27 protein-coding genes and 1 tRNA gene are annotated in these 26037 nt (G+C 66.6%); 7 read left to right on the plus strand and 21 right to left on the minus strand.

What is annotated here, in order from left to right:
* Positions 1-25 precede the first annotated feature (25 nt).
* Together DCN14_RS14510 and DCN14_RS14515 are read left to right on the plus strand one after the other, a co-directional pair.
* Entirely contained in the window at positions 26-544 is a 519-nt protein-coding gene (locus DCN14_RS14510) for a sigma-70 family RNA polymerase sigma factor (RefSeq protein WP_096506783.1), read from the plus strand.
* On the plus strand, positions 541-1302 hold the full coding sequence (locus DCN14_RS14515; RefSeq protein WP_096506782.1) for an anti-sigma factor: 762 nt from the start codon (positions 541-543) through the stop codon (positions 1300-1302). Before DCN14_RS14510 ends, DCN14_RS14515 begins: the two co-directional genes overlap by 4 nt.
* A 472-nt stretch (positions 1303-1774) precedes the next feature.
* On the opposite strand, the gene DCN14_RS14520 is transcribed toward DCN14_RS14515, so the two are convergent.
* From DCN14_RS14520 to DCN14_RS14525, 3 genes are read right to left on the minus strand one after another with little or no spacing between them, the layout of a single operon-like run.
* Positions 1775-2065, minus strand: coding sequence for a hypothetical protein (locus DCN14_RS14520; RefSeq protein WP_096506781.1), 291 nt, complete (start codon positions 2063-2065; stop codon positions 1775-1777).
* Positions 2066-2081: 16 nt separating this feature from the next.
* Positions 2082-2240, minus strand: coding sequence for a hypothetical protein (locus DCN14_RS37980; RefSeq protein ID WP_162826213.1), 159 nt, complete (start codon positions 2238-2240; stop codon positions 2082-2084).
* Between the two features lie 52 nt (positions 2241-2292).
* Positions 2293-2598: a hypothetical protein gene (locus DCN14_RS14525; protein WP_239008083.1), complete on the minus strand. Its 306-nt coding sequence runs from the start codon at positions 2596-2598 to the stop codon at positions 2293-2295.
* A gap of 585 nt (positions 2599-3183) precedes the next feature.
* On the opposite strand from DCN14_RS14525, the gene DCN14_RS14530 reads away from it, so the two are divergent.
* Positions 3184-3260 (plus strand) — tRNA-Val (locus tag DCN14_RS14530).
* 457 nt (positions 3261-3717) lie between these two features.
* Here the strand turns inward: DCN14_RS14530 and DCN14_RS14535 are convergent.
* Together DCN14_RS14535 and DCN14_RS14540 are read right to left on the minus strand one after the other, a co-directional pair.
* On the minus strand, positions 3718-4599 hold the full coding sequence (locus DCN14_RS14535) for a sigma-70 family RNA polymerase sigma factor (RefSeq protein WP_096506780.1): 882 nt from the start codon (positions 4597-4599) through the stop codon (positions 3718-3720).
* Complete coding sequence (locus DCN14_RS14540; protein ID WP_096506779.1) at positions 4599-5072, minus strand: carboxymuconolactone decarboxylase family protein; 474 nt, start codon at positions 5070-5072, stop codon at positions 4599-4601. Before DCN14_RS14540 ends, DCN14_RS14535 begins: the two co-directional genes overlap by 1 nt.
* A 550-nt stretch (positions 5073-5622) precedes the next feature.
* On the opposite strand from DCN14_RS14540, the gene egtB reads away from it, so the two are divergent.
* The 4 genes from egtB to DCN14_RS14560 all read left to right on the plus strand — a co-directional run bounded on the left by egtB (position 5623) and on the right by DCN14_RS14560 (position 8603).
* Complete coding sequence (gene egtB, locus DCN14_RS14545; RefSeq protein WP_096506778.1) at positions 5623-6843, plus strand: ergothioneine biosynthesis protein EgtB; 1221 nt, start codon at positions 5623-5625, stop codon at positions 6841-6843.
* Positions 6827-7840, plus strand: coding sequence for an L-histidine N(alpha)-methyltransferase (gene egtD, locus DCN14_RS14550; RefSeq protein ID WP_096506777.1), 1014 nt, complete (start codon positions 6827-6829; stop codon positions 7838-7840). The genes egtB and egtD overlap by 17 nt, the downstream gene beginning before the upstream one ends.
* Positions 7841-8059: 219 nt before the next feature.
* Positions 8060-8308, plus strand: coding sequence for a hypothetical protein (locus DCN14_RS14555; RefSeq protein WP_096506776.1), 249 nt, complete (start codon positions 8060-8062; stop codon positions 8306-8308).
* A 37-nt stretch (positions 8309-8345) separates the two neighbouring features.
* A complete protein-coding gene (locus DCN14_RS14560; protein ID WP_096506775.1) occupies positions 8346-8603 on the plus strand; it encodes a hypothetical protein in 258 nt (85 codons plus the stop codon).
* A gap of 102 nt (positions 8604-8705) precedes the next feature.
* Here DCN14_RS14560 and DCN14_RS14565 read toward each other — a convergent pair whose 3' ends face one another.
* The 16 genes from DCN14_RS14565 to DCN14_RS14640 all read right to left on the minus strand — a co-directional run bounded on the left by DCN14_RS14565 (position 8706) and on the right by DCN14_RS14640 (position 26028).
* Positions 8706-11741, minus strand: a complete 3036-nt coding sequence (locus tag DCN14_RS14565) for a DEAD/DEAH box helicase family protein (RefSeq protein WP_096506774.1) — start codon at positions 11739-11741, stop codon at positions 8706-8708.
* Entirely contained in the window at positions 11741-13759 is a 2019-nt protein-coding gene (locus DCN14_RS14570) for a site-specific DNA-methyltransferase (protein ID WP_096506773.1), read from the minus strand. The genes DCN14_RS14565 and DCN14_RS14570 overlap by 1 nt, the downstream gene beginning before the upstream one ends.
* 337 nt (positions 13760-14096) lie before the next feature.
* Complete coding sequence (locus DCN14_RS14575) at positions 14097-15227, minus strand: porin (protein WP_096506772.1); 1131 nt, start codon at positions 15225-15227, stop codon at positions 14097-14099.
* A 281-nt stretch (positions 15228-15508) separates the two neighbouring features.
* Entirely contained in the window at positions 15509-16186 is a 678-nt protein-coding gene (locus DCN14_RS14580; RefSeq protein ID WP_096506771.1) for a response regulator, read from the minus strand.
* 15 nt (positions 16187-16201) lie between these two features.
* Positions 16202-17569, minus strand: a complete 1368-nt coding sequence (locus DCN14_RS14585; protein ID WP_096506770.1) for a sensor histidine kinase — start codon at positions 17567-17569, stop codon at positions 16202-16204.
* Between the two features lie 73 nt (positions 17570-17642).
* On the minus strand, positions 17643-18491 hold the full coding sequence (locus DCN14_RS14590; protein WP_162826214.1) for an ABC transporter permease: 849 nt from the start codon (positions 18489-18491) through the stop codon (positions 17643-17645).
* Between the two features lie 59 nt (positions 18492-18550).
* Positions 18551-19348: an ABC transporter ATP-binding protein gene (locus tag DCN14_RS14595; protein ID WP_096506768.1), complete on the minus strand. Its 798-nt coding sequence runs from the start codon at positions 19346-19348 to the stop codon at positions 18551-18553.
* 121 nt (positions 19349-19469) lie between these two features.
* Complete coding sequence (locus DCN14_RS14600) at positions 19470-20474, minus strand: ABC transporter substrate-binding protein (RefSeq protein ID WP_096506795.1); 1005 nt, start codon at positions 20472-20474, stop codon at positions 19470-19472.
* A gap of 142 nt (positions 20475-20616) precedes the next feature.
* Positions 20617-21399, minus strand: coding sequence for a flagellar biosynthetic protein FliR (gene fliR / locus DCN14_RS14605; RefSeq protein WP_096506767.1), 783 nt, complete (start codon positions 21397-21399; stop codon positions 20617-20619).
* Positions 21400-21427: 28 nt separating this feature from the next.
* Positions 21428-21700 carry a flagellar biosynthesis protein FliQ gene (fliQ, locus tag DCN14_RS14610; protein WP_006750427.1) on the minus strand — a complete coding sequence of 91 codons (273 nt, stop codon included), beginning with the start codon at positions 21698-21700 and terminating at the stop codon, positions 21428-21430.
* A 19-nt stretch (positions 21701-21719) separates the two neighbouring features.
* Entirely contained in the window at positions 21720-22481 is a 762-nt protein-coding gene (gene fliP / locus DCN14_RS14615) for a flagellar type III secretion system pore protein FliP (protein ID WP_096506794.1), read from the minus strand.
* A gap of 36 nt (positions 22482-22517) precedes the next feature.
* Positions 22518-23084, minus strand: coding sequence for a flagellar biosynthetic protein FliO (gene fliO, locus DCN14_RS14620; RefSeq protein ID WP_096506766.1), 567 nt, complete (start codon positions 23082-23084; stop codon positions 22518-22520).
* Positions 23081-23551, minus strand: coding sequence for a flagellar motor switch protein FliN (gene fliN, locus DCN14_RS14625; RefSeq protein ID WP_096506765.1), 471 nt, complete (start codon positions 23549-23551; stop codon positions 23081-23083). Before fliN ends, fliO begins: the two co-directional genes overlap by 4 nt.
* Positions 23544-24542, minus strand: coding sequence for a flagellar motor switch protein FliM (fliM, locus tag DCN14_RS14630; RefSeq protein WP_096506764.1), 999 nt, complete (start codon positions 24540-24542; stop codon positions 23544-23546). The genes fliN and fliM overlap by 8 nt, the downstream gene beginning before the upstream one ends.
* Before the next feature lie 22 nt (positions 24543-24564).
* A complete protein-coding gene (gene fliL / locus DCN14_RS14635; RefSeq protein ID WP_096506763.1) occupies positions 24565-25101 on the minus strand; it encodes a flagellar basal body-associated protein FliL in 537 nt (178 codons plus the stop codon).
* 204 nt (positions 25102-25305) lie between these two features.
* Positions 25306-26028: an LrgB family protein gene (locus DCN14_RS14640; protein WP_096506762.1), complete on the minus strand. Its 723-nt coding sequence runs from the start codon at positions 26026-26028 to the stop codon at positions 25306-25308.
* Positions 26029-26037 lie beyond the last annotated feature (9 nt).

Genomic DNA, 26037 nt, shown 5'->3' on the forward strand with positions numbered 1-26037 from the left:
ACGCTTATCGGCTCGTGCCCCGGCCATGCCCTCAAACGCCCTCGACGACGACGCATTGCGCGAACTCATCCCCAGGCTGCGGCGCTTCGCGCTCTGGCTGGCGCGCGACGTCCATGCGGCCGACGATCTCGTCCAGTCGACGCTCGAGCGCGCGCTGTCGCGCTGGACGAGCCGCCGTGACGACGCGTCGCTGCGCAGCTGGCTCTTCACGATCCTGTACCGGCAGTTTCTCGACGGCAAACGCAGCGCGAAACGCTACGCGTGGCTGCTCGGCAGCATCCGCACCGACGACGAGCCGCAATGGCCATCCGCCGAACGCGAAGCGGCCGCGCGCGCGACGCTCGAAGCGTTCGGCCACCTGTCCGAAGAGCAGCGCAGCCTGCTGCTGCTGGTCGCGGTCGAGGGCTTCACGTATCAGGAAGTCGCCGACCTGCTCGACGTGCCGATCGGCACGGTGATGTCGCGGCTCTCCCGCGCACGCCAAGCGCTGCGCCGGCTCAGCGACGGCGAGCTTCCCGCTCCTTCCCTTCGATTGATGAAATGAACGCCCTCCGCCCAGACGAACACGATCTCCAGGCCTATGTCGACGGCCAGCTCGACGACGATGCGCGCGCCGCGGTCGAGCGATATCTCGCGCTGCATCCGGAGAGCGCGGAACAGGTGAAGCAATGGCAGCAGGATGCGCAGCGGTTGCGGGCCGCGCTGGAAAGCGTGCGGATGCCTGGTGCGAATCCTGCGCTCGATCCGGGCGCAATTCGGGCGCGGCGTGCGGAGCGCACGCGGATGCGGTTCGCGATGGCGGCTTCGTTCGTGCTCTGCATCGGGCTCGGGACGTTCGGCGGGTGGCAGGCGCGCGGATGGAATGCGGCGCCGCCCATCGCGCCGATGAGCGATGCGGTCGAGGCTTACCGGATGATGGTGGTCGATCAGACCGCAAAGGTGGATTACCGTCCGACGGGTGCGGGAGACTTGCAGGGCTGGCTCACCAGGCGCGTCGGCGCGTCGGCGAAGCTGCCGGATTTGAGCACGGCGGGGTTCAGGCCGGTCGGCGGACGGTTGTTTACGACGGACAGTGGCGCCACGGCCGCGATGGTGCTCTATGAGGACGATGCCGGGCGGACGCTGAGCTTCTATCTTCGGCCGGCGGAATCGGAACACCGGCTGTTACCGGCGGGGCAACGCGTGGACGGGACGTTGCTGGCGCGGTATGGGTCCGTGAACGGGATTAACTTCGCGGTGGTCGGGCCGGCGGATAGTCTTGGGGAGAAGGCGGTTGTGCGGGCGCTTGATGCGCAGACGTAAGTGGTACGATCCGCGGCCGCGCCGAACGGCCGCCTGAATGCGTCGTTGTACGGGCTGCTGGTCATCGGCCCGCTCCGCTCACCATTCGAGCACACAGCGTTTCGAGTGAGTTCGCCTGCGGGATATCCACATTTCGAACGTTACTGCGGTCGATGGTCCGTCCGATGATCGTCCCTCCGCTTCAAAACGCTCAAAGTACCGCCATATGGGCCTCACGGCCCGATGAAATCATCCGTCCGCAGAGCACTCACGTTTTTGTTGCACAGCATTTTGATTGGTTCCGCTGCGGGATTATCAACAACCTTCTCAACATGACGCGTGGCGCGAATAACTGAACGCGTCGAGTCTGCGTGTATCGCGAAATACGCAACGCACACGAACCACGAGTGTGCCGCAGCGTTTTCGATCGGGTTTGCGGTGGTTGTCCGCACCCATTGCAGTGCGTTCGCGATCTGCCAGCCCGGCTTCCGCGTCAGCGCTTCGGCGGCTCCGTCCGCCCTGCTACCAGCAAATGCCCGTGCTGCTCGCAGAAACACTCGTCATGCCAGCCGTAATGCGGATCGGCACATACCGAATGCCGCACATGCGCAGACAACGTAAGCGCGTGCAAATGAAGATCGTCACGTAGCGCTGCGAATACCCCTCCTTTCGTCGGCCAGTCCGCGCGGACAGGCTGCTCCGACAGCGCATTGCCGAGCTTCAGCTCCTCGCGAACGATAGCGTCGAGGTCAGCGCACAACGGCGCGGGTTGCATGAAGGTCATGATCGCTTCCCCTGGTTCACGCGGGTACGTCGTTGTTCATCACGCCGCTTCGCTTCAATACGTCTCGAAGACACACCGGACATACCCGCTCGCCGGCATCCCACAGCTTCACGAACGTGGCGCGCTCGTCGATCTGGAATGTCAACTCGACGAGGTCGATTTCAGGCCCGAACACCTTGCACGGGATCGTAGCGAAACGCCGCGACGCCCCATGAGCACGGTTCGAGTCACGCCTCTGTGGGATGCCCGCTCACCACCGTCAATCCCGAAGACTTCACGATCGACCGGACGATCTTCGACTCTGTGATGCTCGCATCGAGGAAGCGAATCGTATCGAACAGGATCGCGACGCGCGTCAGCCGCCCTTCAGCCATGTCGACCAGGCATTCGCCTGTGTGGCCACCGAAGGTGATCTGCTGCGAGACGCGATAACGCACCGTGCCGTTCTTCGACATCTGCACGGGCGAACACAGGCGCGCTCCGTTAGCGCAAACCGCACCGCTTTGCCAGTCAACCCGGATCGCCAATCTCATGTCGGCTGCTCGTTGCATCGTGAATGCCGGCGATTCTACAGACCAAGTCGTTCACTGATTGACCGCAGGCCTCACAGCCTGCCGATTCGGTTGTCCGTCCGTCGCACGCAGTGCATGTTCTGCCGGGATCACAGTCGACGGACTGTGCTTATCCCAAGGTGTTTACAGAGTTCGTATATATACGTAGTGATAGTTAACAAGCCTGCCGCCTCACTGTGGATAACCTCCCTAACGCCCTGAATTTTCAGCGCGAAACGGAATGCATAACCACGTTCGATGCACACGCAAAACTCTGTGGAGCACAGAACAACTTTTCGTCGATTCACGGCCGCGCCGACATATCCTCAATCGTTCCACTGTGAATTCAGAGGCTTTCCGGACGGTTATCCAGAGGAGAATGTGGATAACCTCACAGCGCATCGACACGTTTTGCTGTGACGCGAAGACGTGAAGCCAACGTCCCTGCCAGTGCCACGCGACATCCACGCAACATCGATAGCCAGCCCCCGCACGCATCCGATTCAAAAAATTTTCACGAAGGGGGTTGTGCTCCTCAAAAACCCTCTCTATAATTCGCGGCTTCTTAGGCTCGTAGCTCAGTTGGTTAGAGCACCACCTTGACATGGTGGGGGTCGTTGGTTCGAATCCAATCGAGCCTACCAACGAACAAAATGAAGGGGTCCGGCAGCGCGAATTGCCTACAGGCAATCCGGCTCGCCAAACATACAAACGCCACGCGGCAACATCGCGTGGCGTTTTTCTTTTTGCGGCCGAAACAACGCATGCAGCCCCGATGCGTTGCACATTCTCCGAACGGCATCGCACTTCATCCGATCATCCCGCGCGCACTTCGACGGCCACCGCACGCCGGGCAGAATCGTCTGCGAATCGTCCACGAGAACAAGCGGCACACGTTGCGCACGTCTCGAATGCAATCCATCAAAACGACAAACGCGCGACCGAGAAAGCACACGATCATGTCCGAGGTTACGACCATCGCAACGCCCGTGCTCGGCTACGCAATGCTTGTGATTCGCAACATCGTGGTCGCGATGGGGTAACGAAGCCGCAGAAAGGAGGGCGGCGATGCCGTTTCAGGCATCCGCCGTACCGCGACCCTCAATGCAGGTGTTTCAACTTGTCAGGATTGCGTACGACATAGATCGCGACGATCTTCCCTTCGTCGATCTCGAGCGCCGTGGTCTGCAGTTCGCCGTCGGCTTCCAGCGTGACGAACCCCGGCAACCCGTTGATGAACCCGGCCCGTACGAGCTTCGACGCCTGCGTGGCGAACAGCTCGGCCAGGTATTCGTGCACCTTCATCACACGCTCGAAGCCGAACACCGGCGTGCCGGCGGCCGTGCGCTTGCCGCCGCCGTCCGCATGCAGGCTGACGTCCTCGGCGAGCATCGCGCCGAGCGCGTGCATGTCGCCGCTGCGCGACGCCGCGAAGAACGCCTCGGCCAGCTCGATCCCGCGCTGCTTCTCGACATGAAACCGCGGCCGCGCTTCGCGCACATGCGTGCGCGCCCGCGCGGCGAGCTGCCGGCACGCGGCCGGATCACGCTGGATCGTCGTTGCGATCTCGTCGAACTCGAGGCCGAACACGTCGTGCAGCAGGAACGCCGCGCGTTCGAGCGGCGACAGCCGTTCGAGCGCGAGCATCAGCGGCAGCGTGACGTCCTCCTGTTCGTCTTCCTCGACGACCGGCTCGGGCAGCCACGGGCCGATATACGTCTCGCGCCGGTGTCGCGCGGACTTCAGCTGGTCGAGACACATGCGCATCACCATGCGGCGCAGGAATGCCTCGGGCACGCGCACCTCGGTACGATCGACGTCCATCCAGCGGATGAACGCGTCCTGCACCATGTCCTCGGCATCCGCGACGGAACCGAGCATCCGGTACGCGACGCGGATCAGCGTACGGCGCAGCGGATCGAAGCTCGCCGCCGCGTCGGCCCGGTCTTCGGCGCTGCCCGCAGCCGGATCGAGGATCGTCATCAGGCCACCACCTTGGCGGCGGCCTTCGCCTCGGCCGGATCGATCCACAGCCCGAAACCGACGGCGAGCCGGTTCCAGCCGTTGATCACGTTGATCATCAGCGTGAGTTTCACCTGTTCCTCCTGGCTGAAATGGTCGTTCAGCGCGGCATACGCCGCCTCGTGCGCAGCGTGGCCCTCCGACAGCCGCGTGAGCGCATCGGTCCAGCCGAGCGCCGCGCGTTCGCGGTCGGTGTAGCAGGGCGCTTCGCGCCACGCGGCCAGCAGGTTGATGCGCTGCTCGGTTTCGCCTTGCTCGCGTGCCTCGACGGTGTGCATGTTAAGGCAGTTCGCGCACGCGTTGATCTGCGACGCGCGGATCTTGACCAACTCGATCAGCGTCCGCTCGAGGCTCCTTTCCGCGGCGACCGACACGGTCATCCAGTCCTTCATCAGCGCGGGCGCGGCGGCAAACGGATTGAGTTTCGCAGTCATGGTTCCTTCTCCTTTCGTGTGGGTTCCGGTGATATGACGAGCGAGCACCCCGCGCGCGTGACATCGGCGCAAAAAAATTTTCAAAGCTGCGAGACAAACCTGGCACTGAACGAAGGGCGGAGCAGTCGAGCAGGGCGCGGACGGCTGCGATTGCCATGTGTGGATCGCGGTGGAGCCGCATCGCGCAGCTTTTACGGGCGCGGCGCGAATGTCATCTGCCGTCAGCAGCCCAACGGGCTGCGATCCTCCGCGCAGCCCCGCCGTGCATGAGGTTCCGGCGGTTTGTCACACCGCCACGCCGCGCCGCAGATGCTTTCATTTTTCTTTCTATTTTGGTTTCGCCCGAAATCCGATTCGCGACGTTCACATTTCTGGACCATACTGTTCTGCACGGGCAGACGAAGTGACGCCGCATCAGCGGCCCGGCGCGCGCGCCGGTTGCCCGGCGACGCAGCACCGAAGGTCGCACGTCAGCCGCGCGCATCCGAGCGCAAGGCTTTCCTTTTTCCGGCAACGCAACGCAGCGAATCGCGACGTGGACGGCAAACCGATGAGCCTCCTTGCATCCCAGCTTCAGCACCGTTACCAGGACGTGCGCGCCCATAGCGTCGCATTGACCGCGACGCTGTCCGCCGAAGACCAGGCCGTGCAGTCGATGCCCGACGCGAGTCCGGCGAAATGGCATCTGGCGCATACGACCTGGTTCTTCGAAACCGTCGTGCTGATGCGGCGCGTGCCCGGCTACGCGCCGTTCGACGACGCGTTCCAGTTCCTCTTCAATTCCTATTACGAAGCGCTCGGCCCGCGCCATCCGCGGCCGCAGCGCGGGCTACTCACGCGTCCGTCGCTGGATGAAGTGCATGCTTACCGGCAGCACGTCGACGCAGCGATGCTGCACGCGCTCGCGAGCGCCGACCCGACGTTGCTCGAAGCGATCGCGCCCGAGATCGAGCTTGGCCTGCATCACGAGCAGCAGCACCAGGAACTGCTCGTGACGGACATGCTGCACGCGTTCTCGTGCAACCCGCTGAAGCCGGCGTTCCGGCCGCGCAACGGCGCCGATACGCAGGCCGCGCTGGCTGCGGGCGACGCAGGCCCGTTGCGCTGGCTCCCTCGGCCGGGCGGGCTCGTCGAGATCGGGCACGCCGGCGACGCGTTTTCGTTCGACAACGAACGGCCGCGCCACACGGCGCTCGTACGGCCTTGCGAGATCGCGAATCGTCTCGTGACGAATGCGGAATTCGCCGCCTTCATCGCGGACGGCGGCTACGCGCGTCCCGAATACTGGCTGTCCGACGGCTGGGCGACGGTGCAGCGGGAAGGGTGGCAAGGGCCCGCGTACTGGATCCCGGACGGTGACGGTGCCGCGCATGCATGGCGCATGTTCGGCCTGCACGGCGTGGAATCGTTCGCGCCCGATGCGCCCGTGTGCCACGTGAGCTTCTACGAAGCGGCCGCGTACGCGGAATGGGCGGGTGCACGCCTGCCGACCGAATTCGAATGGGAGGCCGCATTCGGCGCGGACGGCATTCGGCAGATGCTCGGGCACGTATGGCAGTGGACACGTTCGTCCTACGAGCCGTATCCGGGCTTTCGGCCGCTCGCGGGTGTCGCGGCCGAATACAACGGCAAGTTCATGGTCGGCCAGCAGGTCCTGCGCGGCAGCAGCATCGCGACGCCGCCGGGGCACGAACGGCCGACGTACCGCAATTTCTTTCCGCCGGCCGCGCGCTGGCAATTCACGGGAGTGCGACTTGCGCGAGACGTCTGACCTCAGGGCCGCGAGAGCTGGCCTGCAACCCGCCCGCGATTCGCGGCCGAGCGCATTCGAGCGCGACCTGATCGACGGACTGTCGCGCACGCCGCGCAGCATTTCGCCGAAATACTTCTACGATGCGGCCGGCTCCGAGCTGTTCGATCGCATCTGCGAGCTGCCCGAGTACTATCCGACGCGCACCGAGCTCGGCATCCTGCGCGATCGCGCGGCCGAGATCGTGCAGCGTGTCGGCCCGCACGCGGACATCGTCGAATTCGGCGCGGGTTCGCTCGAGAAGATCCGCGTGCTGCTCGACGCGTGCGCGGACAACTACGCGAACGCGCCGGCGCGCTACGTGCCGATCGACATCTCGGCCGACTACCTGCACGGCGCGGCCGCGCGGCTGAGTACCGCGTATCCGTGGCTCGACGTCGCGCCGATCGCGGCCGACTACACGAAGGCCGAGCAACTGGCCGAGCTGACCGCGACGTCGCGGCGGCGTATCGGCTTCTTCCCGGGCTCGACGATCGGCAACTTCTCGCCGGAGGAAGCCGATGCGTTCCTGCGCGACGCGGCGCGCCTGTTGCGCGGTGGCGGACTGCTGGTCGGCGCGGATCTCGTGAAGGACGAGCGCACGCTGCATCACGCGTACAACGACGCGCAGGGCGTGACCGCGCAGTTCAACCTGAACCTGCTCGTTCGCGCGAATGCGGAGCTCGGCGCGGACTTCGATCTCGACGCGTTCTCGCATTGCGCGTTCTACGACGCCGAGCGGCAGCGCATCGAGATGCATCTGGTCAGCGACGTCGCGCAGACCGTGCACGTGCGCGGCCATGCATTCCGCTTCGAGGCCGGCGAGCGCATTCACACGGAGAACTCGCACAAATTCACGATCGACGGCTTCCATGCGATCGCGCGTCGTGCGGGCTTCGAGCCCGATACCGTGTGGACCGACGCGGACAGCCTGTTCAGCGTGCACTGGCTGCGCAGCGTCGACGATATTCGCGCGTAGCGCGCGTCGGCAAAAAATTCCGCCTTCACCGCTTCACCGATTCGATGCGCCGTTGCAACGGCGTGTCGAATCGGTTCTCACCCTTGTGCCGTAAGGCTTTGCGCCCCTCCGTAAACGTCCGTTACCGGTCTCGCAGACCGGTTTCACCTGTGTCTGCGTACGGTGCCTAGACTCCGAACCGTATTCACATGAAGCACGACACGTGCAGGGAGTCGCGAGATGAGCAAGAAATTCCTTCTCGGTGCAGTTCTCGGTGTAGCGGCGCTGGCAGCTTCGGGCGTCGCATCGGCCCACGTCGACCTGTCGGTCGGGATCGGCGTGCCGGGTGTCTACGCGGCGCCGGCACCCGTCTATGTGGCGCCGCCTCCGCCGGTGATGGTCGCGCCGGTCGGCTATCGCTATGACGACTGGCGCGCGCGTCAGTGGCGCGAACACGAGTGGCGCGGACACGGCGGCCGCTGGAACTGACCGCCTCGCATGAACACGACAACAGGAGAGTGAATCCATGAAGCCCATTCGGCACATCAGGCTGTGTGCGACCGCCGCTGTCGTTGCGCTGGCAACGATCGGCAGCGCGCATGCGGCGGGCTGCATGAAAGGCGCGGTAGTGGGCGGCGTCGCCGGCCACTACGCGGGACATCATGCGGTCGTGGGCGCGGTCGGCGGCTGTATCGTCGGTCACCACATGGCGAAGAAGCACGAGCAGGAGCTGGCAGCGCAGCGCAGAGCCGCAGTGACGCACGACATGCAGTCGGCGCAGTAAGCATCGTCGTCAACGGGGTAGTGCTTCGGGGCTGCCCCGTTCGTTTTTGCCGGCCGGCAACGGTCGATAAAAAAGGGCGGCTCAATTCGGCCGCCCTTCGTTTCAGCGTCGCGCGCCCGCACGGGGCGCAACGGACGCGACAGGCTCGAACAACGCATCGGCCTGCCGGACGCGCATGAACCGCGCGGCGTCCTCGCCGTCCACCAGCGCACGGAAATGCGCTTCGCCGCACGCGAGCTTCGCGCGCTCGTGCTCGCTCGACACATCGCCATCCGCATTCGGCGTATCGACGACGAAGTACAACCGCTCGCCGCCGTCCTGCTCCGCGAGCACGGCCCAGTCCGGGTGATAGCTGCCGAGCGGCGTCGGCACGCGGAACCACGCAGGCAGCTTCGCGTAGAGCTTCACGCCGTCGTGCGCTTCCAGCGCGTCGGCGAACGCGCGTTCCGCATCGGTGTCGCACACGACCGCCTCGTGGATCGCCTTCCGCGCATCGGGCCGCAGATTGCGCAGGTAGCCGGTCAGCGCCTCGCTCTCGAACGATTCGAGCGCATGCACGTGGCGCTCGCCGAGCTTGCGATACGCGATGCCCGCCACCAGCGCGAGCCGCTTGCAGCGGTTGATCGCATCGGCCGCGAGCGCGATGAACTGCTGCGGATTCACGCGGAAATCGTCGAGCCGGCCGCTGTCGGCCAGGATCGTCGCGAGCGAACGGCGCGTGAGCTGCGTGCGGTCCTGCAGCTCGGTGAGCAGATCGGGCAGCGGCAGCTCGCCTTCGTCGATCAGCACGGTGCCCGCGCCGCCCACTTCGATCGCCTCGATGCCGGCCTTGCCGATGTCGATCTCGGCCTTGCGCCACTGCAGCCGTGCGCGCGCGATGTCCGGCGCGCTGCGCAGCGCGGCCGTGCAGTCGCGCACGAGCTTGGCGTTGTCGAATTCGACGCTGTACACGGTGCGATGGCGGATGCGGTCCCACAGCGCGCGGAAATCGTCGCCGAACACGACCGCCTTGCCCGATGCGTCGCGCCGCAACGCGATCGCGCGGCGTTCGTCCGCATTGCGCACCGCGAAACGGCCCGACAGCTTGCGCAGCGTCGCGACGATCGGCGCACGCAGCGTCTCGAACGCTTCGGGCAGCACGAGCGCGCTCTGGCGCAGCGCATCCTTCAGCTGGTCGAGCACCTTGCCCTGCGCGTCGACGTAGCCCTGCTCGTGCAGATGCGTCCACAGCACGCGCGACAGCTCGATGCCGAGCGCATGCGCGGGGCCGTCGCCTTCCTGCACCGGCAGCGCCGCGAACTGATGCTCCTCGACGATCCCGAAACGGATCCCGGTGTCGGCCTCGATTTCCTTCTGCAGGTTCTCGGCGAACGACTCGTAGCGCTCGGTCGCGATCACGGTGAGCGTGTTGACGCCCGGGTCGCGCACGCGCTCGCCATCCTGGTCGACGGCGAGGCGCAGCCCGCGGCCGAGCGTCTGGCGGCGCTCGCGTTCGGTCTGGATGTCGCGCAGCGTGCAGATCTGGAACACGTTCGGGTTGTCCCAGCCTTCCTTCAGCGCCGAGTGCGAGAAGATGAATTTCAGCGGCGTGTCGAACGACAGCAGCGCTTCCTTCTCGCGCATGATGAGGCCGTATGCGCGCTCCGCGTTCTCGCGGGCCGCGGCGCTGCTCTCGCTCGTATCGGTCCAGCCGCCCTTGCGGTCGATCGAGAAGTAGCCGTTGTGCGCGCGTTCGACTTCGAGCGCGACGTCGACGCCGTCGAACAGCGCACGGTAGGCCGGCACGCGCGCCGCGCGCGCATATTCCTCTTCGAAGATCAACGCGTAGTCGCCCTTCACGGGCACGCCGTTCTCGTCATAGCGGCGATAGCGCTCGACCGAATCGACGAAGAACAGCGACAGCACCTTCACACCGCGCTCGGCGAGGCGCAATTCCTTGTCGAGATGCTCGCGGATCGTGCGGCGGATCATCTCGCGCTGCACGGCGAGCGTGTCGATGTCGCCGAATGCTTCGCCGAGCGACAGGAACGCCTCGCCTTCCGGATGGCGCAGCTCGACGTATTCGGCGCCTTTCACCGCATGGACTTCGCCGATCCGCAGCCCGGCGTACAGCGCGCGCTTGGTCAGGCGTTCGAGATCGTCGCCGTCGGTGGCCGACACGATCTGGCGCTTCACGCCCGCGGCCGTCGCGACGTCGAGCTCGATGCGCGCGCTGATCGCGCCGCGCCGGTTCGATACGCCGGCGAGCCGCACGTACGGCTTGTTGTGTGCATCCTCGACGATCGCCGACGCGATTTCGATCTGCTTGACGAGCTTGCGCTCGTACGCGTCGACGGCATCGAGCCGGTACACCATGTGGTGGCGGTCGACGTGCGTGGCCGAATAGCGCAGCGTGCAGAGCGGCGCCATCGCGGCGAGCGCTTCGCGCCCGCGCCCCTCGAGCCCGCCGTCGACGCTCTGCGGCTCGTCGACGATCACGATCGGCCGGGTCGCGCGGATCAGGTCGATCGGCTTCTCGCCGCCGGTCTTCTCGCTGTCCTTGTAGAGATTGTTGATCTCTTTCTTGTTGATCGCGGCAACCGTCATCACCATGATCTGGATCGCCGCGCTCGCCGCGAAGTGGCGCACCTGGCCGAGCTTTGCCGAGTCGTACAGGAAGTAGTCGTACGGCACGCCCGCGTACAGCGCGCGGAAATGGTCCTCGGTGATCGACAGCGTCTTGTGCACGCCTTCCTTGATCGCGATCGACGGCACGACGATCACGAACTTCGTGAAGCCGTAGCGGCGGTTCAGCTCGAAGATCGTGCGCAGGTACACGTAGGTCTTGCCGGTGCCGGTCTCCATCTCGACGGTGAAGTCGCGCGAGCCGGGCAGGCCGGACGGCGGCAGCCCGCCGCGCAGCTGCACGTCGGCGAGATTGCGCGCGAGCGCGTCGTCGGTCAGCGACAGCCGGTTGCCGACACCTTGCTCCGATACCGCGAAGCCGAGCGAGCCCTGCGCGGCGGCCGTCGTGCCGGGCGCGGCGTTCGCGAGCACGCTGAAGTCGCCGCGATACGATTCCTGGCCGCGAAACAGGTCGCAGACGGCGTCGATCGCCTCGCGCTGATAGTCGAGATCCGCTTCGAAATGCAGCCGCATCACAGGCTCCGCACGCGCTTCACGCCGTGCTGTTCGAGCAGCGCGGCGAGATTGAGCTTCGCGACGTCGTCGACGAAGCCGCTGTCGCGGAACAGGCACGTGACGTCGCGCGTCGCGTCGGTCGCGTCGAGCAGGTCGACGATGCCGTCGGCGAGCGGGCCCGCGTCGTCGCGCGCGATGCGCGCATCGAAGCACGCGACGATCGAGCGGCCGATCAGGTGCACGGTCTTGCCGGCCACCTGGTGATGCTCGACCGGCGTGCACAGGTCGAGCCCGAGCTTCAGCGTCAGTTCGGCGAGCAGGTCGTCCTCGGTGCGGCCGGTCTTCACGTGCTCGACGGATGCGAAGAGCGCATGGTCGAAGTCGTCGCGACGCGGATCCCACTCGATCACGTTGGTCGTGTCGAGCCGGTATACGCGGAAACCGAGGTCGCCATAGCTTTCCGGATAGTCGCGCGCGACCTGCTGCGCGGCGCGGCGCAGGCGCTCCTTCGTGACTTCGGCGAGCGTCAGCGGCTTTTTCAGCTTCGCGCAGAAATCGGCGGCGGCCAGCTGCGTCTTGTCGCGGCGGTCGAGCGCCTCGGGCAGCTGCACGAGGATGTAGCGGCGCGCGCCGCCGTCGGTCGCGTTCACCTGCATCACCGCGTGGCCGGTCGAACCGGAGCCGGCGAAGCAGTCGAGCACGATGTCGTCGCCGCGCGTGCACCAGCCGATCACGGCCGCCGCGAAATCGACGGGCTTCGGCAGGTCGAACGGGATGCCGAGCGTCTTGAGCAGCGCGTCGTCGGAGCCGGCGAACGGCAGCACCGACGGCACGTTCTCGTACATGTTCTCGTCGAGGTAGTAGATCCGCTGCGGCTGCGTGGTTTCATCCGGGCCGAATTCGATCTGGCCGCGCTCGATCAGCGCCTGCATCGTCGCAGGCGGATTGCGCCAGCCGCGCGCCGGCATCGCGCACGGCTTGCCGGTGACCGGGTGGGTCAGCGGCGTGAAATATTCTTCCGGCGCCTTCTTCTTGTTCGGCCACGCCATCGACACGAGGCGGTACACGCGGCCTTCTTCCGACAGGCGGTCGTACATCACTTCGCCGCCGGACAAGTTGGTCTGCGCCTTCATCCACGCGCGGTATGCCTTCTGCGCGTCCTTCGCGTTGCCGCTGCGGTACATCGCATCGTGCGCGGCGTCGAGCATGCGCTGCGCATTGCGCTTCGGGCGCTTGAGCGGCGCCTGTTCGAGCAGCGTCTCGGCGTTGCGCGCGAACAGCACCAGCGACTCGTGCTGGTACGCGACGCCGCGCGCGTCGCCCTTCGGGTTGCGCTTGTCCCACACGGCGACGCCGAGCTCGTTCTCCTCGCCGAAGATCTCGCGCAGCATCAGCACGAGCGCATGCACTTCGTGCTCGTCGATGTGCACGGCGATCAGCCCTTCGTCGGACAGCAGCGCGTGCGCGAGCTTCAGGCGCGGATACATCATGTTCAGCCAGTCGGTGTGGAACCGGCCGTTCGCCTCGGTATTGGTGCTGCGCTTCACGCCGGCGTCGGTCTGGCCCGTCATCGCCAGGTAGTGGCGGATGCTGTCGCTGAAGTCGTCCGGATAGACGAAATCGCTGCCGGTGTTGTACGGCGGGTCGATGTAGACGAGCTTCACCTTGCCCGCGTAGCTCTTGTGCAGCAGCTTCATCACGTCGAGGTTGTCGCCCTCGATCACGAGATGGCGCGTGTCGTCCCAGGCGACGCTGTCGTCGGGGCACGGGCGCAGCGTGCCCGTCGACGGCGTGAGCGCGGCCTGGCGGGCGCTGCGCTTGCCGTGCCAGTGGAAGCCGTAGCGCTCGTCGGCGTCGCCGACGGTGCGCTCGCCGACCAGCGCCTTCAGCACGTCGACGTCGACCGACGCGCCGTCCGGGCCTTCGGTCACGAGTTCGGGGAACAGCGCCTTCAGGCGCGCGACGTTGTCGGCGGTGAAATCCGTCGACATCGCCTGCGGGCTCGCCGCATCGAGTTTCTGCATCGTTTTTTCCATCGGAACCCGGCCGCGTGCGCCAGGACGTCGGGCGCACTCACGGCTCCGGCGGCAATAGCCGCCCGGGCAAACCCGAAACGCTAGCGAGTCGGTCGGCGCAGGTCAAGCACCGATGCGAGGCGAGCATGCGCGCATCGGCCGCGATCGCCCGCCGGACGGGCCGCAAGCGGCTTCGGGCCGGTTGTCGCGGCGCTCGCCGGCGGACGTTTCCCGAAGCGCCGGCATCCGCCGAAAACGACGAAAAAAAGGGCACGGTCAGCGCAATGCGCCGCCGTGCCCGCATGGAGAAGTCTCGAACGAAGAAAACGGCGGGGCGCGGCGCGCCCCGGCCGCCGGATCAGAAACGCGTGCGGACGCCCGTCGTCAGCTCGAGCTGGTTTTTCGCGCCGAACGTCGACGACACCGTGTAACCGCCGTGCAGCTTCATGTAGTCGCCGGCGAGGTACAGCTCGGTGCGTTTGCTCAGGTGATAGAACACCGACCCGTAGAGCGTTTCCTTGAAGCCGTTGCCGACACCGCTCGTCAGGCTGAACGCGCCGAGGTTCGCGTTCGGGATGAAGCCGTCCGAGGTGTACGCGGCGTTCTTGACCCGCATCTGCTGATAGCCGAGCTCGTAGTCGAGCACGCCCTTCGGCTGGATCTTCATCGACACCGTCCATGCGTCGTCGTGACGCTGGCCGAGCGAGCCCTGGTCGCCGTTGTAGCGGAAGTAGCCGGCGTTCAGGCGCACGATGCTGAACGTATAGTTGCCGCCGACCGAGAACGTCTGGTTGGTGTAGCCGCCGTTGTTCACGTGGTTGTAGAAGCCCGACACGTTGAACGGGCCGCCGTTGTAGCCGAGCGCGAGCTGGTATGCGGAGCCGGTCGCGAACGCGGTCGAGTTGCTGAACTGGTAGCCAGCGCTCGCGAAGATGCCGTTGCTGAACAGCTTCTTCCACGCGAGGCCGTTGTTGTAGCGCGTGCCGGTCGGGCTGGCCGCGTAGAAGATCATCTGCTTGAAGTTGTTCGAGTTGGTCCAGCCGCCTTCCTCGGTGGACAGCTTCGCGGAGCCGTATGCGTCGCCGTAGATCGCCGATGCGTCGCGTGCGATCGTGTTCTGGAAACCGGCCGTCAGCTTGCCGAAGCGCGCGTCCTCGATGCCGACCCATGCGTCGCGATCGAAGATCTGGCCGTTGTCTTCCATCTGGCCGTTCGCGACCACGTATTCGCTTTCGAGGCGGAAGATGACCTTCGTGCCGCCGCCGATGTCCTCGGCGCCTTTCAGGCCCCAGCGGCTGCCGCTGAACCACGGCTCGCCTTCGTTGCCCATCCCGATCACGTGATTGCCGTTCGCGTCGGCGTGGGTCCGGTAGGTCGGAAAGCTGAGGTCCATCAGGCCGTAGAGCTGCACGCTCGACTGCGCGTGCGCCTGGGTGCCGGCACAGAGGCCCGCCGCCGCGATGGAAAGGGCAAGGGTTTTGCGTTTCAAGATCGTCTCCTCCTGGCTGCCGCATTGAAATGTTCGTTGGCACTACGTAATGTATGCCGGCTGTTGCCGGCCACAGCGAGAGGGCCGACGCGTAGCATGGTAGAGGGTGCAATCCTTCATGCCGCTTTCCCGGCAGCAAGAATCGGATCGGTGAAAACACCGAACATGCGGCGATCACGAATCGGGCAGGCGAGCGGCCGCCGCCCCGACGGGCAGCCGCCGGGTTTTCAGAAAAGATTCGTCATGCGAAGGGATGGACGAGGGCGGGGAGCGCGACCGCGTCAGTCCTGCACGCTCTTCGCGCGCAGGATATAGCCGAGCCCGCGCAGCGTGATGATCTCGGCCGTGCTACCGGCCAGATGCTTGCGCAGCCGGTGGATATAGATGTCGATCGCGTCGGCGCTCGGCTCGTCGTCGAGCGCGAACACGCTGTCCATCAGCCGCGCCTTCGACACCGTCTTGTTCTGCTGCAGCATCAGCGTTTCGAGGATCGCATGCTCGCGACGGCGCAGCGCGAGCACCGCGTCGCCGCAGCGGAATTCGCGCGTGCCGAACGCGTAGACGAGATCGCCGCATACGAGCTGGGTCGTGCCGACGCCGGCCTGCCGGCGGATCAGCGCGCGGATCCGCGCGACCAGTTCGCGCGATTCGAACGGCTTGACCACGTAGTCGTCGGCGCCCGCGCCGAAGCAGTCGACCTTGTCGTCGACCGAGCCGTGCGCGGTCAGCATCAGCACCGGCACGTTGTCGTTGCGGCGCCGCAGTCGCGCGAGCACCTCCTTGCCGCTGATGCCGGGCAGCCGCATGTCGAGCAGCACGGCGTCGTAGCGTTCGGTCTTCAGCACCGTGTCCGCGCGCTCGCCGTCGCCGACGCAGTCGACCGCGAAATCCTCGCCGCGCAGCAGGTTCACGATCCAGTGCGCGAGTTCGGCGTTGTCTTCGACCAGTAGAAGTTTCATGACGGCATCACGTTCTCAATCATAGGCGGGCAGCCGCACGGTCACGACGACGCCGCGATTGCCCGGCCCCGGCGCGAGCGACGCGCTGCCGCCGTGCGCCTGCGCAATCTCGCGCACGATCGCGAGGCCCAGGCCCGAGCCTTCGGTGTCGGCCGACACGCGGTAGAACCGCTTGAACACGTGCGGCCGCGCTTCGGCCGGAATGCCCGGGCCGTTGTCGATCACGTCGAGCACGATCGTGTCGCCATGGCGTTGCGCGGCGACCGTCACGCAGCCGCCCGGCTGCGTGTAACGCACCGCGTTGTCGACGAGGTTCATCACCAGCGCGGTCAGCAGGCTGTCGCTGCCCGCGACGTCGAGCCGCTCGCCGAGATCCGCGCCGAGATCGATGTCGCGCCGCTGCGCGAGCACGATCGTCTCCTCCAGCACGCTCGACACCACGGCCGCGAGATCGACGCGATGCGTGAGCAGCGTCGACGGCGTCGCTTCCGCATGCGCGAGCAGCAGCAGCTTGTCGGTCACGTCAGCCATCTTGCGGCTGCTGCGCTGCATGCTGTCGAGCACCGACGCGAGCGCCGGATCGTCGCGCCCGCGCTGCTGCGCGTACTGGATCTGCGTGTCGAGCACCGCGATCGGCGTGCGCAGCTGGTGCGCGGCGTCCGCGATGAAGCGGCGCTGCGTGGCCGTATGCGTATTGAGCCGCGCGATGCACTGGTTGATCGCGTCGACGATCGGCCGCAACTCGTGCTGCAGCCGCTCGGGGCGGATCGGCTCAAGCTCCATCGGTCCGCGATCGGCGACGTCGTCCTTCAGCTTCATCAGCGGTCGCAGCTCGAGCGTGAGGCCCAGATAGACGAGCACCACCGCGAGCACCAGCATCAGCGACAGGCGCACGAGCTGCGGGCGCCAGATCGTCGCCACCATCGCATCGTGCGAACGCGTCGTCTTCGCGACCACCACCGTCACCGTCTCGATCTGCCCTTCGTCGTACAGCTGGCGATCGTAGGCCGCCGCGCGCAGCGGCACGCCGTCGAGCGAGGTGTCGTACAGCGTCGGCTCGACGCCGTGCCGCCCGGACACCTCGAGCGCCGGGTGGCCCGCGAGCAGCCGGCCGTGGCCGTCGATCACCTTGTAGAACACCGAATCGCGCGACGGCGATTCGAAGATCTCGAGCGCGGCCGGCGGCACGTCGGCGACGGGCAGCCCGTTGCGCCATTCGACGTCCTCGCCGATGGTGCGCGCGGATGCGACGAGCGCGCTGTCCTGCACGAGCCCGGCCGTGCGCCGCGCGGTGTCGTACGACATCGCGCCCGCGATCAGCACGAAAGCCGCGAGCGGCAGCAGCAGCCACCACAGAAGCCGCCCGCGCAGGCTGTGCGCCATGCCTTCTCCTCAATGCCGAACCGCGCCGGGGCGGCCGGCGCGGTTCGGGCGTGTCATGTGATGCGGGCGATGCTCAGAACGCGGCGGGACGCCACTTCAGCAAGCGCTTCTCGATCCAGGTCAGCAGGTAGTCGGCGGCCAGCGCGACCACGGCCAGCACGATCATCGCCGCGAACACGCCGCTCGCGTTGAACGCGCCCTGGGCGGTGGAGATTAGCAGGCCGATGCCCTGCTTGGAACCCAGAAATTCGCCGACCACCGCACCGACCAGCGCGAAGCCAAAGCTCACGTGCAGGCTCGCGAGAATCCAGCTCAGCGCGGACGGGATCACGACGGCCGTGGTGATCTGCCGGCGCGACGCGCCGAGAATCTGCGCGTTCGCGATCAGGTAGCGGTCGGCTTCGCGCACGCCCTGGAACGCGTTGCCGAACACGACGAAGAACACCATCACGACGGCCAGCGCGATCTTCGACGCCATCCCGAGGCCGAGCGCGATCACGAACACCGAGCCGAGCACGACGCGCGGAATCGAGTTCGCGATCTGGATGTACAGGCCGAACACGTCGGCCATCAGCTTGTTGCGGCCGAGCACGATCCCGCAGATCACGCCGGCGACCGAGCCGATCAGGAAGCCGATCGCGGTTTCCTCGAGCGTGACCCAGACCTGCGTGAGCAGCGGGCCCTGCGACGTGCCGTTCACGAACCAGTCCTGGATCTGCTCGAAGATCAGCGACGGCATCGAGAAGAAGAACGGATCGATCCACTTCAGCCGTGCGGCGAGTTCCCACCCGCCCAGCACGACGACGAGCACGGCGATCCGCAGCCCGACGATCAGGTTGCGCCGGCGGCGCAGCCGGCGTTGCGCGGCGCGCTCGTCGTCCTCGAGCGTGGTCGCCGGAAGGGCGGTGGTGGGAAGCGTCATGTCGGTCATGCTCCTGTCCTTGCTGTTTGTTGCCATTGCCTGCCGTGCGGCTTATGCGGTCAGCCGATCTGCACTTCTTCGCGCAGGTCGTGCCAGATGTCCTTGGAAATCTCGATGAAGCGCGGGTCGTAGCGCACTTCCGACATGACGCGCGGGCGCGGCAGGTCGATCTCGTACACGCGCTTGAGCGTCGCGGGGCGCGCGGTCAGCACGAACACGCGGTCGGCGAGCGCGATCGCTTCCTCGAGATCGTGCGTGACGAACACGACCGACCCCTTGTTCGCGGACCACAGCTGCAGCAGCTCGTCCTGCATCAGCGTGCGCGTCTGCATGTCGAGCGCGGAGAACGGCTCGTCCATCAGCAGGATTTCCGGCTGGTTGATGAAGGTCTGCGCGAGCGCGACGCGCTTGCGCATCCCGCCGGAGAGCTGATGCGGATAGTGCTTGGTGAACTTGTCGAGGCCGACCTTGCGGATCCATTCCTCGGCCTGCGCATACGCGACGTCCTTCGAGCGGCCGCGAAACAGCGGGCCGGCCGCGACGTTGTCGATCACGTTGCGCCACGGGAACACGGCATCGGCCTGGAACACGAAGCCGATGCGCGGGTCGATCCCGTCGACCGGGCGGCCCATCACGCGCACTTCGCCGGACACCGGCTTGAGCAGCCCGGTGATCAGGTTCAGCGTGGTCGACTTGCCGCAGCCGGTCGGCCCGACGATCGCGATGAACTCGCCGCGCGCGACGCTCATGCTGAAGTCGCGCAGCGCGACGGTGGCCTTGCCTTCCGGCGAAATGAAGCGGCACGACACGTTGCGAAACTCGATCGCCGGTGTGCTCGGGGAGACTGCCTGGTTCATCGCATTCGTCCTGCGGGTGAAGAGGGCGCCGCATCGTGGCGACGCCGGGCCGGTCAGCCGGGCCGGAACGGGGCGCGCACGGCGGCGGGATCGCCGCCGCCGGCGCCGGTACCGAGGTCGGTTACTTTGCGTTCACGAAATCGTTGGTATAGGTGCGCGCCAGGTCGATGTGCTTGCCCTTCACCGACGGGTTGAACGCCGACAGCACCTTCAGCACGGTCGCCGGGCCGTCCGCTGGCATCTTCGCGTCGGCCGTATACATCGGCAGCGACGCCTTCAGCGCGGTCACGTACAGCGCCTTGTCCTTCTGGTAGTCGGCCGGCATCTTCGCGGCGATTTCCTCGGCGCTGTGCGTGTGGATGAACTGCATCGTCTTCGCGAACGCATGCGCGAGCTTGGTCGCCTGCGCCTTGTTCGAATCGGCCCAGGCCGACTGCACGTACAGGCTCGCGGCCGGATAGGTGCCGCCGAGCGCGGCGCGCGTGCCGTCGACGGTGCGCATGTCGATCAGCACCTTCGCGTCGCCCATCTTCTCGAGCGCGGACACCGTCGGCTCGGTCGTCATCCCTGCGTCGATGCGGCCTTGCTTGATCGCGGCGATGAAGCTCGCGTCGGCGCCGACCGGCAGCATCGTGTACTGGGTCGACGGCACGCCGTGCTGCAGCGCGAGGTATTGCGTGAGGAAGCTGGTCGACGAGCCGAGGCCCGTCACGCCGAGCGTCTTGCCTTTCGCATCGGCCATCGACTTGAAGGTCGGCGCGGCCTTGGTCGACACCATCTCGACTTCGCCCGGCACCTGGCCGAACACGGCGATCGCCTTCACGTCCTTGCCCTTGCTCTGCAGGTCGATCGTGTGGTCGTAGAAGCCGACGACGGCCTGCACGGCGCCCGCCAGCAGCTCGTTCTCGGCGTCGACGCCGGCCGGCTGCGACAGCAGTTCGACGTCGAGCCCTTCGGCCTTGAAGTAGCCGAGTTCCTGCGTGAGCCGCGCGGGCAGGTAGATCAGCTTCGCGATTCCGCCGACCATGATTGTGATCTTGCCGCCGTCGTCGGCGAAAGCGGGGTGAGCGGCGAGCGCGCAGCTCAGGCTGGCTGCCACGGCGAGGGTGCGCAGGATGGGTCGCATCGGGTCGTCTCCTTCGTTGTATTCGTATGGCGCGATGCCTTGCTGCATCGTCGTCACCGAGTATAGGTAGACGAAACCTTCCGCTACCTTTCGCGGGGTAGCGATTCCTTTAGGGGTTTTCCAGCAATCGGGGAAGCGCAGCCTAGCGCCAACCCGGCAACACCCGCCCCATCGCGTCGAGCCCCATGTCGAACAGGTGCGACACGAACGGCACGAGGTTCGGGATCATCAGTTGCACGAGCAACAGTCCGACCAGCATCGTGACCGGAAAGCCGATCTGGAAGACGCCGATCTGCGGCGCCGCGCGGTTCAGGATTCCGAGCGCGAGGTTCGCGATCAGGAGCGCCGCGACCACCGGCAGCGCGAGCAGCAGCCCCATCTCGAACACCGTCGCGCCGAAGGCGGCGAGCGTGCGCCAGCCGGGCGCGTGCAGCAGGTCGGCGGACACCGGCAGCGACTGGAACGACGCGGCGAGCTCCGCGAACACCTGCAGATGGCCGTCCACCGCGAGGAACGCGAGCATCGCGATCGCGTTCAGGAACCGGCCCATCACCGGCGTCGCGCCGTTCGAATGCGGATCGAAGAAGGTCGCGAAGCCGAGCCCCATCGACAGCCCGATGAAGTCGCCGGCCGCCTCGACCGCCGCGAACACGATCTGCATCGTGAAGCCCATCGCCGCGCCGATCAGGAACTGCGTGACGATGATCCAGATGCCCTGCGCGGAGAACACGGTGACGCCGGGCATTGCACCGAGCGTCGGCGCGACGACCAGCGCCATGAACGCGGCCACGCCGATCTTCACGCGCACCGGCACCGACGCGTGACCGACGACGGGGGCCGTCGCGACGAGCGCGAGGATCCGCACGAACGGCCACAGGAAGGCGGTCAGCCAGCCGTTGAGCTGCGCGTAGGTAACCGAGAACATCGCCGTGGAAGCGGGCCTGGCGCGCCGGTCAGCCGGCGCCGAGCGTCGCGACGTGCAGCAGCGTCTGCCGCAGGTAGTCGAGCATCGTCGTCAGCATCCACGGGCCCGCGATCACGAGCGTCGCGGCCACCGCGAGCAGCTTCGGAATGAACGACAGCGTCGATTCGTTGATCTGCGTCGCGGCCTGGAACAGGCTCACGACGAGGCCGACCGCGAGCGCGACCAGCAGCAGCGGCGCGGCGAGCAGCAGGCCGACCATCATTGCCTGGTGCGCCAGCGTCATCACTTGTTCGGGGGTCATCGCGCGATTCCTCCGCCGCTCACATGAAACTCTGCGCGAGCGAGCCGATCAGGAGCTGCCAGCCGTCGACCAGCACGAACAGCATCAGCTTGAACGGCAGCGACACGGTGGACGGCGACACCATCATCATCCCCATCGACATCAGCACGCTCGCGACGACCATGTCGATGATCAGGAACGGGATGAAGATCGTGAAGCCGATCTGGAACCCGGTCTTCAGTTCGCTCGTGACGAACGCGGGCACCAGCAGCGACAGCGGCACGTCTTCCGGGCCCTGCATCGGCGCGGCCTTCGAGATCTTCGCGAACAGCGCGAGATCGGTCTCGCGGGTCTGCTTCAGCATGAAGGTCTTGAATGGCGCGACACCGCGCTGCACGGCCTGCTCCATCGGCATCGCGCCGTCGGAGAACGGTTTGTAGCCGTCGGTGTAGGCGCGGTCGAGCACCGGCGACATCACGAAGAAGGTGAGGAACATCGCGAGGCCGACCAGCACCTGGTTCGGCGGCGTCGTCGCGGTGCCGAGCGCCTGGCGCAGCAGCGACAGCACGATGATGATGCGCGTGAAGCTCGTCATCATCAGCAGCATCGCCGGCAGGAACGACAGCATCGTGAGCAGCAGCATCGTCTGCACGCTCAGCGAGTAGGTGGTGCCGCCGTTCGGGCCCGGGCTCGTGTTGAACGCGGGCAGGCCGGCCGCCTGCGCGCACGCGAGCGCGGGGGCGAGGCCGAGGATCAGCACGGGCGCGAAGCGCGCCGCGCGGCACAGGAATGCGTGTTTCATCGACATGCGGGAACGGAGAGAGGGCGCGGCGCCATGTCAGCGGTCCTTGCCGCGCCCGAGACGCTTCGCGGCTTCGCCCGCGAGTGCGTCGCGAAAGCGCGCGCCGAACGTGCCGGGCAGCCCGCGGTCGGCCGGAGCGGCGCCGGCGGGCGCATCGGCCGCGGCGGTCGCCGTCGTCACCGCCGCCGAGCCGGCCGGCAGCGTATGCAGCAGCCGCACGTTGCCCGGCGCGACGCCGAGCACGAGCCAGGTGTCGCCGATCTCGACGATCGTCGCGCTTTCCTTCGCGCCGAGCCCGACGCTCGACACGACCTTCAGCGGGCCGCCGCGCCGCGCGGGCTGGAACCCGAAGCGGCGCGCGAGCCACGCGCAGCCGAACACGAGGCCGATCACGACCGCGAGCCCGACGAGCGTTTGCAGCACCGCGCCGACGCCGAGCGACGGCGCGGCCGAACCGACGATCACGCCCGACGCGATCGCGCCGGCGTGGTTCACCGCGTTCATGTCGGCCGCGCCGGCCGGCGCGCAGGCGAGCGACGCGGCGACGGCCGCCGCCGCTGCAGTCGCGCGGCGCATGCGGCGGCCGAACGGCGCGGCTTTCATCGATTCAGCTTCCGGATGCGTTCGGCCGGCGTGATGATGTCGGTCAGCCGGATGCCGAACTTGTCGTTGACGACGACCACTTCGCCCTGCGCGATGAGGCAGCCGTTCACGAGCACGTCCATCGGCTCGCCGGCGAGGCCGTCGAGCTCGACGACCGACCCCTGCGCGAGCTGCAGCAGGTTGCGGATCGCGATCTTCGTGCGGCCCAGCTCCACGGTCATCTTGACCGGGATGTCGAGAATCATCTCGATGTCGTTGTGCGTCGAGCTCGGCGCGGCCTTCGACAGCGGCTGGAACACGCCGGCGCCCGTCGCGCCCGCCTGCACCGGCTGCTGGTTCTGCTCGGCGAGCGCGGCGGCCCAGTCGTCCATGCCCGGATCGGCCTGCGCGGCGGCTGCCGATTCCGCGAGGGCCGCGTCGGCGAGTGCCTGCGGGTCGAGATCGGGCGTCTGGTTCAGCTCACTCATATCCACCTTCCTTCATCGTGTCGCCCGCGCTGATCATCTTCTGCACGCGCAACGCATATTGACCATTGAAAATGCCGTAACCGCACTCCATCACCGGCACGCCGTCGACCTTCGCGACGATCGTGTCCGCGATTTCCAGCGGCAGCACGTCGCCCGTACGCAGGTTCAGGATCTTCTCGAAGTTCGTCGAGATCTCGGCGAGATCCGCGCTCAGCTCGACCTCGGCGGCCTGCACCTGCTGCGACAGCACGCGCACCCAGCGGCGGTCGACTTCGAGCGCCTCGCCCTGGATCGGCGAGCTCAGCACGTCGCGGATCGGCTCGATCATCGAGTACGGCATGCAGATGTGCAGCGTGCCGCCGGTCGGCCCGAACTCGATCGAGAACTGCGTGACGATCACGATCTCGTTCGGCGTCGCGACGTTCGCGAACTGCGTGTGCATCTCCGAGCGCATGAATTCGAACTGCAGCGGTCGCACGCTCTTCCACGCGCTCGCGTATTGCTCGAACACGAGGTTCAGCAGCTTGCCGATGATCCGCTGTTCGGTCGCCGTGAAATCGCGGCCCTCGACGCGGGTGTGAAAACGCCCGTCGCCGCCGAACAGGTTGTCGACGACGAAGAACACGAGGTTCGGATCGAACACGAACAGCGACGTGCCGCGCAGCGGCTTCACGTGCACCAGGTTCAGGTTCGTCGGAATCGGCAGGTTGCGGGTGAACTCGCTGTACTTCTGCACCTTCACCTGGCTCACGGAAATTTCCGCCGTGCGCCGCATGAAGTTGAAGATGCCGATCCGCAGCAGCCGCGCGAAGCGGTCGTTGATGATCTCGAGGCCGGGCATCCGGCCGCGGACGATCCGCTCCTGCGTCGCGATGTCGTAGGGGCGGACGCCCGACGGGTCGTGCTGCTCGTCGACCGTATCGGTTTCGCCCGTAACGCCCTTGAGGAGGGCGTCGACCTCCTCCTGGGACATGAACTCCTGGTGGCCCATGCGCGCTCCTTTTTCGGCCGCGTTACTGGACGACGAATTCGGTGAACAGCACGTCGTCGACCCTCGCGCGCTCGTTGCCCGGCTGCGTCGGTTGCCCGATCAGCTCCTGCAATTCCTTCGCGAGCGCACGCTTGCCGTCCGGCGTCGCCAGATCCTCGGGATGCTTGTTCGACAGCGCGAGCAGGATCCGGCTGCGGATTTCCGGCATCCGCGCGGTCAGTTGCTCCTGCGCCTTCGGATCGGTGAGCTTCAGCGACAGGCCGACGCGCAGGTAGTGCTGCATGCCGTCGTCCGACTGCAGGTTCACGGTCAGCGGGTCGAGCGGGAAAAACACCGGCGCGGCGAGCGGCGCCGGCTCGGCGTGCGTGCTCGGATGGCTGACGCCTGCCTTGCTCATGAACACGTACATGCCGGCGGCGGCAGCGGCGGCCGCACCCAGCGCGATGACGGCGATGAGCGCGATGCGCTTGAACTTGCCCGACGAAGCCGGCTTGTCGGCAGTCGGGTTTGCGGTCGTGGAGGCCATGTGAATGCGTGCGTGATATCTCGTAGCATGCATTGTTCGGCATCCGGGCCGGACGCGATGGGTGGAAAAGAGGGGGGATTTGCGGCTATCTCAGCCGATTGTCGGCCGGGTGTCGGCTCGATGCAGGGGGGAAACGGCGGGGAAGCGGCCATGCGGAACGGGGCACGGCCTAGTGGGCGCTCGGGCCGCGAATGGCAGCGGCGGGCCGGGCCGGCCGCGGCGCCCGCCCGTGCCTCGTCAGATCGGCAACAACGACAGCAGCGGTGCGATCAGCACCATCGCGACACCCGCGATCATCATCGTGAGGCTCGACACGACGCCTTCCTCGCTGCCGATCTCGCGCGCCTTCGCGGTGCCCACGCCGTGGGCAGCGGCGCCGAACAGTGCACCGCGCGCGAGCCGCGTGCGCATCGGCACCAGCGCGAGCACGATTTCGCCGAGCAGCATCCCGCAGATGCCGGTCGCGATCACGAACAGCGCGGTGAGATCCTTCGGCGCGTGGATCTTGTCGGACACGGCGAGCGCAAACGGGGTCGAGACCGAACGGGTCATCAGCGAGCGCTGCAGCTCCGGCGACAGGTGCAGCAGCTTCGCGAGCAGCAGCGAGCCGCACACGCCCGCGCCGATCCCGACCGCGACGCCGACCGACAGCGACAGCCAGTGGCGGCGGATCAGGTCGCGATACTCGTAGATCGGCACCGCGAACGCGATCGTCGCCGGGCCGAGCAGCCACATGAGCCAGCGCGTGTCGCGGAAGTAGACCGAATACGGGGTGCCGGTCAGCACGACGAGCAGCACCAGCACGCCCGGCACGAACACGAGCGGCGAGAACAGCAGCGTCTTCTTGTACGCGTAGAGCCGCTTCGACACGAAATACAGCACGACCGTCAGCACGAAGCAGCCGACGGAGATCGCGGTATTCACCTGATCGGCGGACAGATTCGACAGCGGCGCAAACATCGCAGGCTC

It is taken from the genome of Burkholderia sp. IDO3, from assembly GCF_003366075.1.
In the GTDB taxonomy this organism is placed as follows: domain Bacteria; phylum Pseudomonadota; class Gammaproteobacteria; order Burkholderiales; family Burkholderiaceae; genus Burkholderia; species Burkholderia anthina.

What these genes read in the sequence shown, in the direction of transcription:
- DCN14_RS14560 (WP_096506775.1), top strand. Translation starts at nt 8,346, where the DNA reads ATGAAGCCCATTCGGCACATCAGGCTGTGTGCGACCGCCGCTGTCGTT.
- DCN14_RS14525 (WP_239008083.1), bottom strand. Translation starts at nt 2,598, where the DNA reads ATGAGATTGGCGATCCGGGTTGACTGGCAAAGCGGTGCGGTTTGCGCT.
- fliL (WP_096506763.1), bottom strand. Translation starts at nt 25,101, where the DNA reads ATGCATGCTACGAGATATCACGCACGCATTCACATGGCCTCCACGACC.
- fliO (WP_096506766.1), bottom strand. Translation starts at nt 23,084, where the DNA reads ATGAAAGCCGCGCCGTTCGGCCGCCGCATGCGCCGCGCGACTGCAGCG.
- DCN14_RS14590 (WP_162826214.1), bottom strand. Translation starts at nt 18,491, where the DNA reads ATGACGCTTCCCACCACCGCCCTTCCGGCGACCACGCTCGAGGACGAC.
- fliN (WP_096506765.1), bottom strand. Translation starts at nt 23,551, where the DNA reads ATGAGTGAGCTGAACCAGACGCCCGATCTCGACCCGCAGGCACTCGCC.
- fliM (WP_096506764.1), bottom strand. Translation starts at nt 24,542, where the DNA reads ATGGGCCACCAGGAGTTCATGTCCCAGGAGGAGGTCGACGCCCTCCTC.
- DCN14_RS14585 (WP_096506770.1), bottom strand. Translation starts at nt 17,569, where the DNA reads ATGGCGCACAGCCTGCGCGGGCGGCTTCTGTGGTGGCTGCTGCTGCCG.
- DCN14_RS14580 (WP_096506771.1), bottom strand. Translation starts at nt 16,186, where the DNA reads ATGAAACTTCTACTGGTCGAAGACAACGCCGAACTCGCGCACTGGATC.
- fliQ (WP_006750427.1), bottom strand. Translation starts at nt 21,700, where the DNA reads ATGACCCCCGAACAAGTGATGACGCTGGCGCACCAGGCAATGATGGTC.
- egtB (WP_096506778.1), top strand. Translation starts at nt 5,623, where the DNA reads ATGAGCCTCCTTGCATCCCAGCTTCAGCACCGTTACCAGGACGTGCGC.
- DCN14_RS14595 (WP_096506768.1), bottom strand. Translation starts at nt 19,348, where the DNA reads ATGAACCAGGCAGTCTCCCCGAGCACACCGGCGATCGAGTTTCGCAAC.
- DCN14_RS14510 (WP_096506783.1), top strand. Translation starts at nt 26, where the DNA reads ATGCCCTCAAACGCCCTCGACGACGACGCATTGCGCGAACTCATCCCC.
- DCN14_RS14515 (WP_096506782.1), top strand. Translation starts at nt 541, where the DNA reads ATGAACGCCCTCCGCCCAGACGAACACGATCTCCAGGCCTATGTCGAC.
- DCN14_RS14520 (WP_096506781.1), bottom strand. Translation starts at nt 2,065, where the DNA reads ATGACCTTCATGCAACCCGCGCCGTTGTGCGCTGACCTCGACGCTATC.
- fliR (WP_096506767.1), bottom strand. Translation starts at nt 21,399, where the DNA reads ATGTTCTCGGTTACCTACGCGCAGCTCAACGGCTGGCTGACCGCCTTC.
- DCN14_RS14535 (WP_096506780.1), bottom strand. Translation starts at nt 4,599, where the DNA reads ATGACGATCCTCGATCCGGCTGCGGGCAGCGCCGAAGACCGGGCCGAC.
- fliP (WP_096506794.1), bottom strand. Translation starts at nt 22,481, where the DNA reads ATGAAACACGCATTCCTGTGCCGCGCGGCGCGCTTCGCGCCCGTGCTG.
- DCN14_RS14640 (WP_096506762.1), bottom strand. Translation starts at nt 26,028, where the DNA reads ATGTTTGCGCCGCTGTCGAATCTGTCCGCCGATCAGGTGAATACCGCG.
- DCN14_RS14565 (WP_096506774.1), bottom strand. Translation starts at nt 11,741, where the DNA reads ATGCGGCTGCATTTCGAAGCGGATCTCGACTATCAGCGCGAGGCGATC.
- DCN14_RS14570 (WP_096506773.1), bottom strand. Translation starts at nt 13,759, where the DNA reads ATGGAAAAAACGATGCAGAAACTCGATGCGGCGAGCCCGCAGGCGATG.
- DCN14_RS14600 (WP_096506795.1), bottom strand. Translation starts at nt 20,474, where the DNA reads ATGCGACCCATCCTGCGCACCCTCGCCGTGGCAGCCAGCCTGAGCTGC.
- DCN14_RS14540 (WP_096506779.1), bottom strand. Translation starts at nt 5,072, where the DNA reads ATGACTGCGAAACTCAATCCGTTTGCCGCCGCGCCCGCGCTGATGAAG.
- DCN14_RS14555 (WP_096506776.1), top strand. Translation starts at nt 8,060, where the DNA reads ATGAGCAAGAAATTCCTTCTCGGTGCAGTTCTCGGTGTAGCGGCGCTG.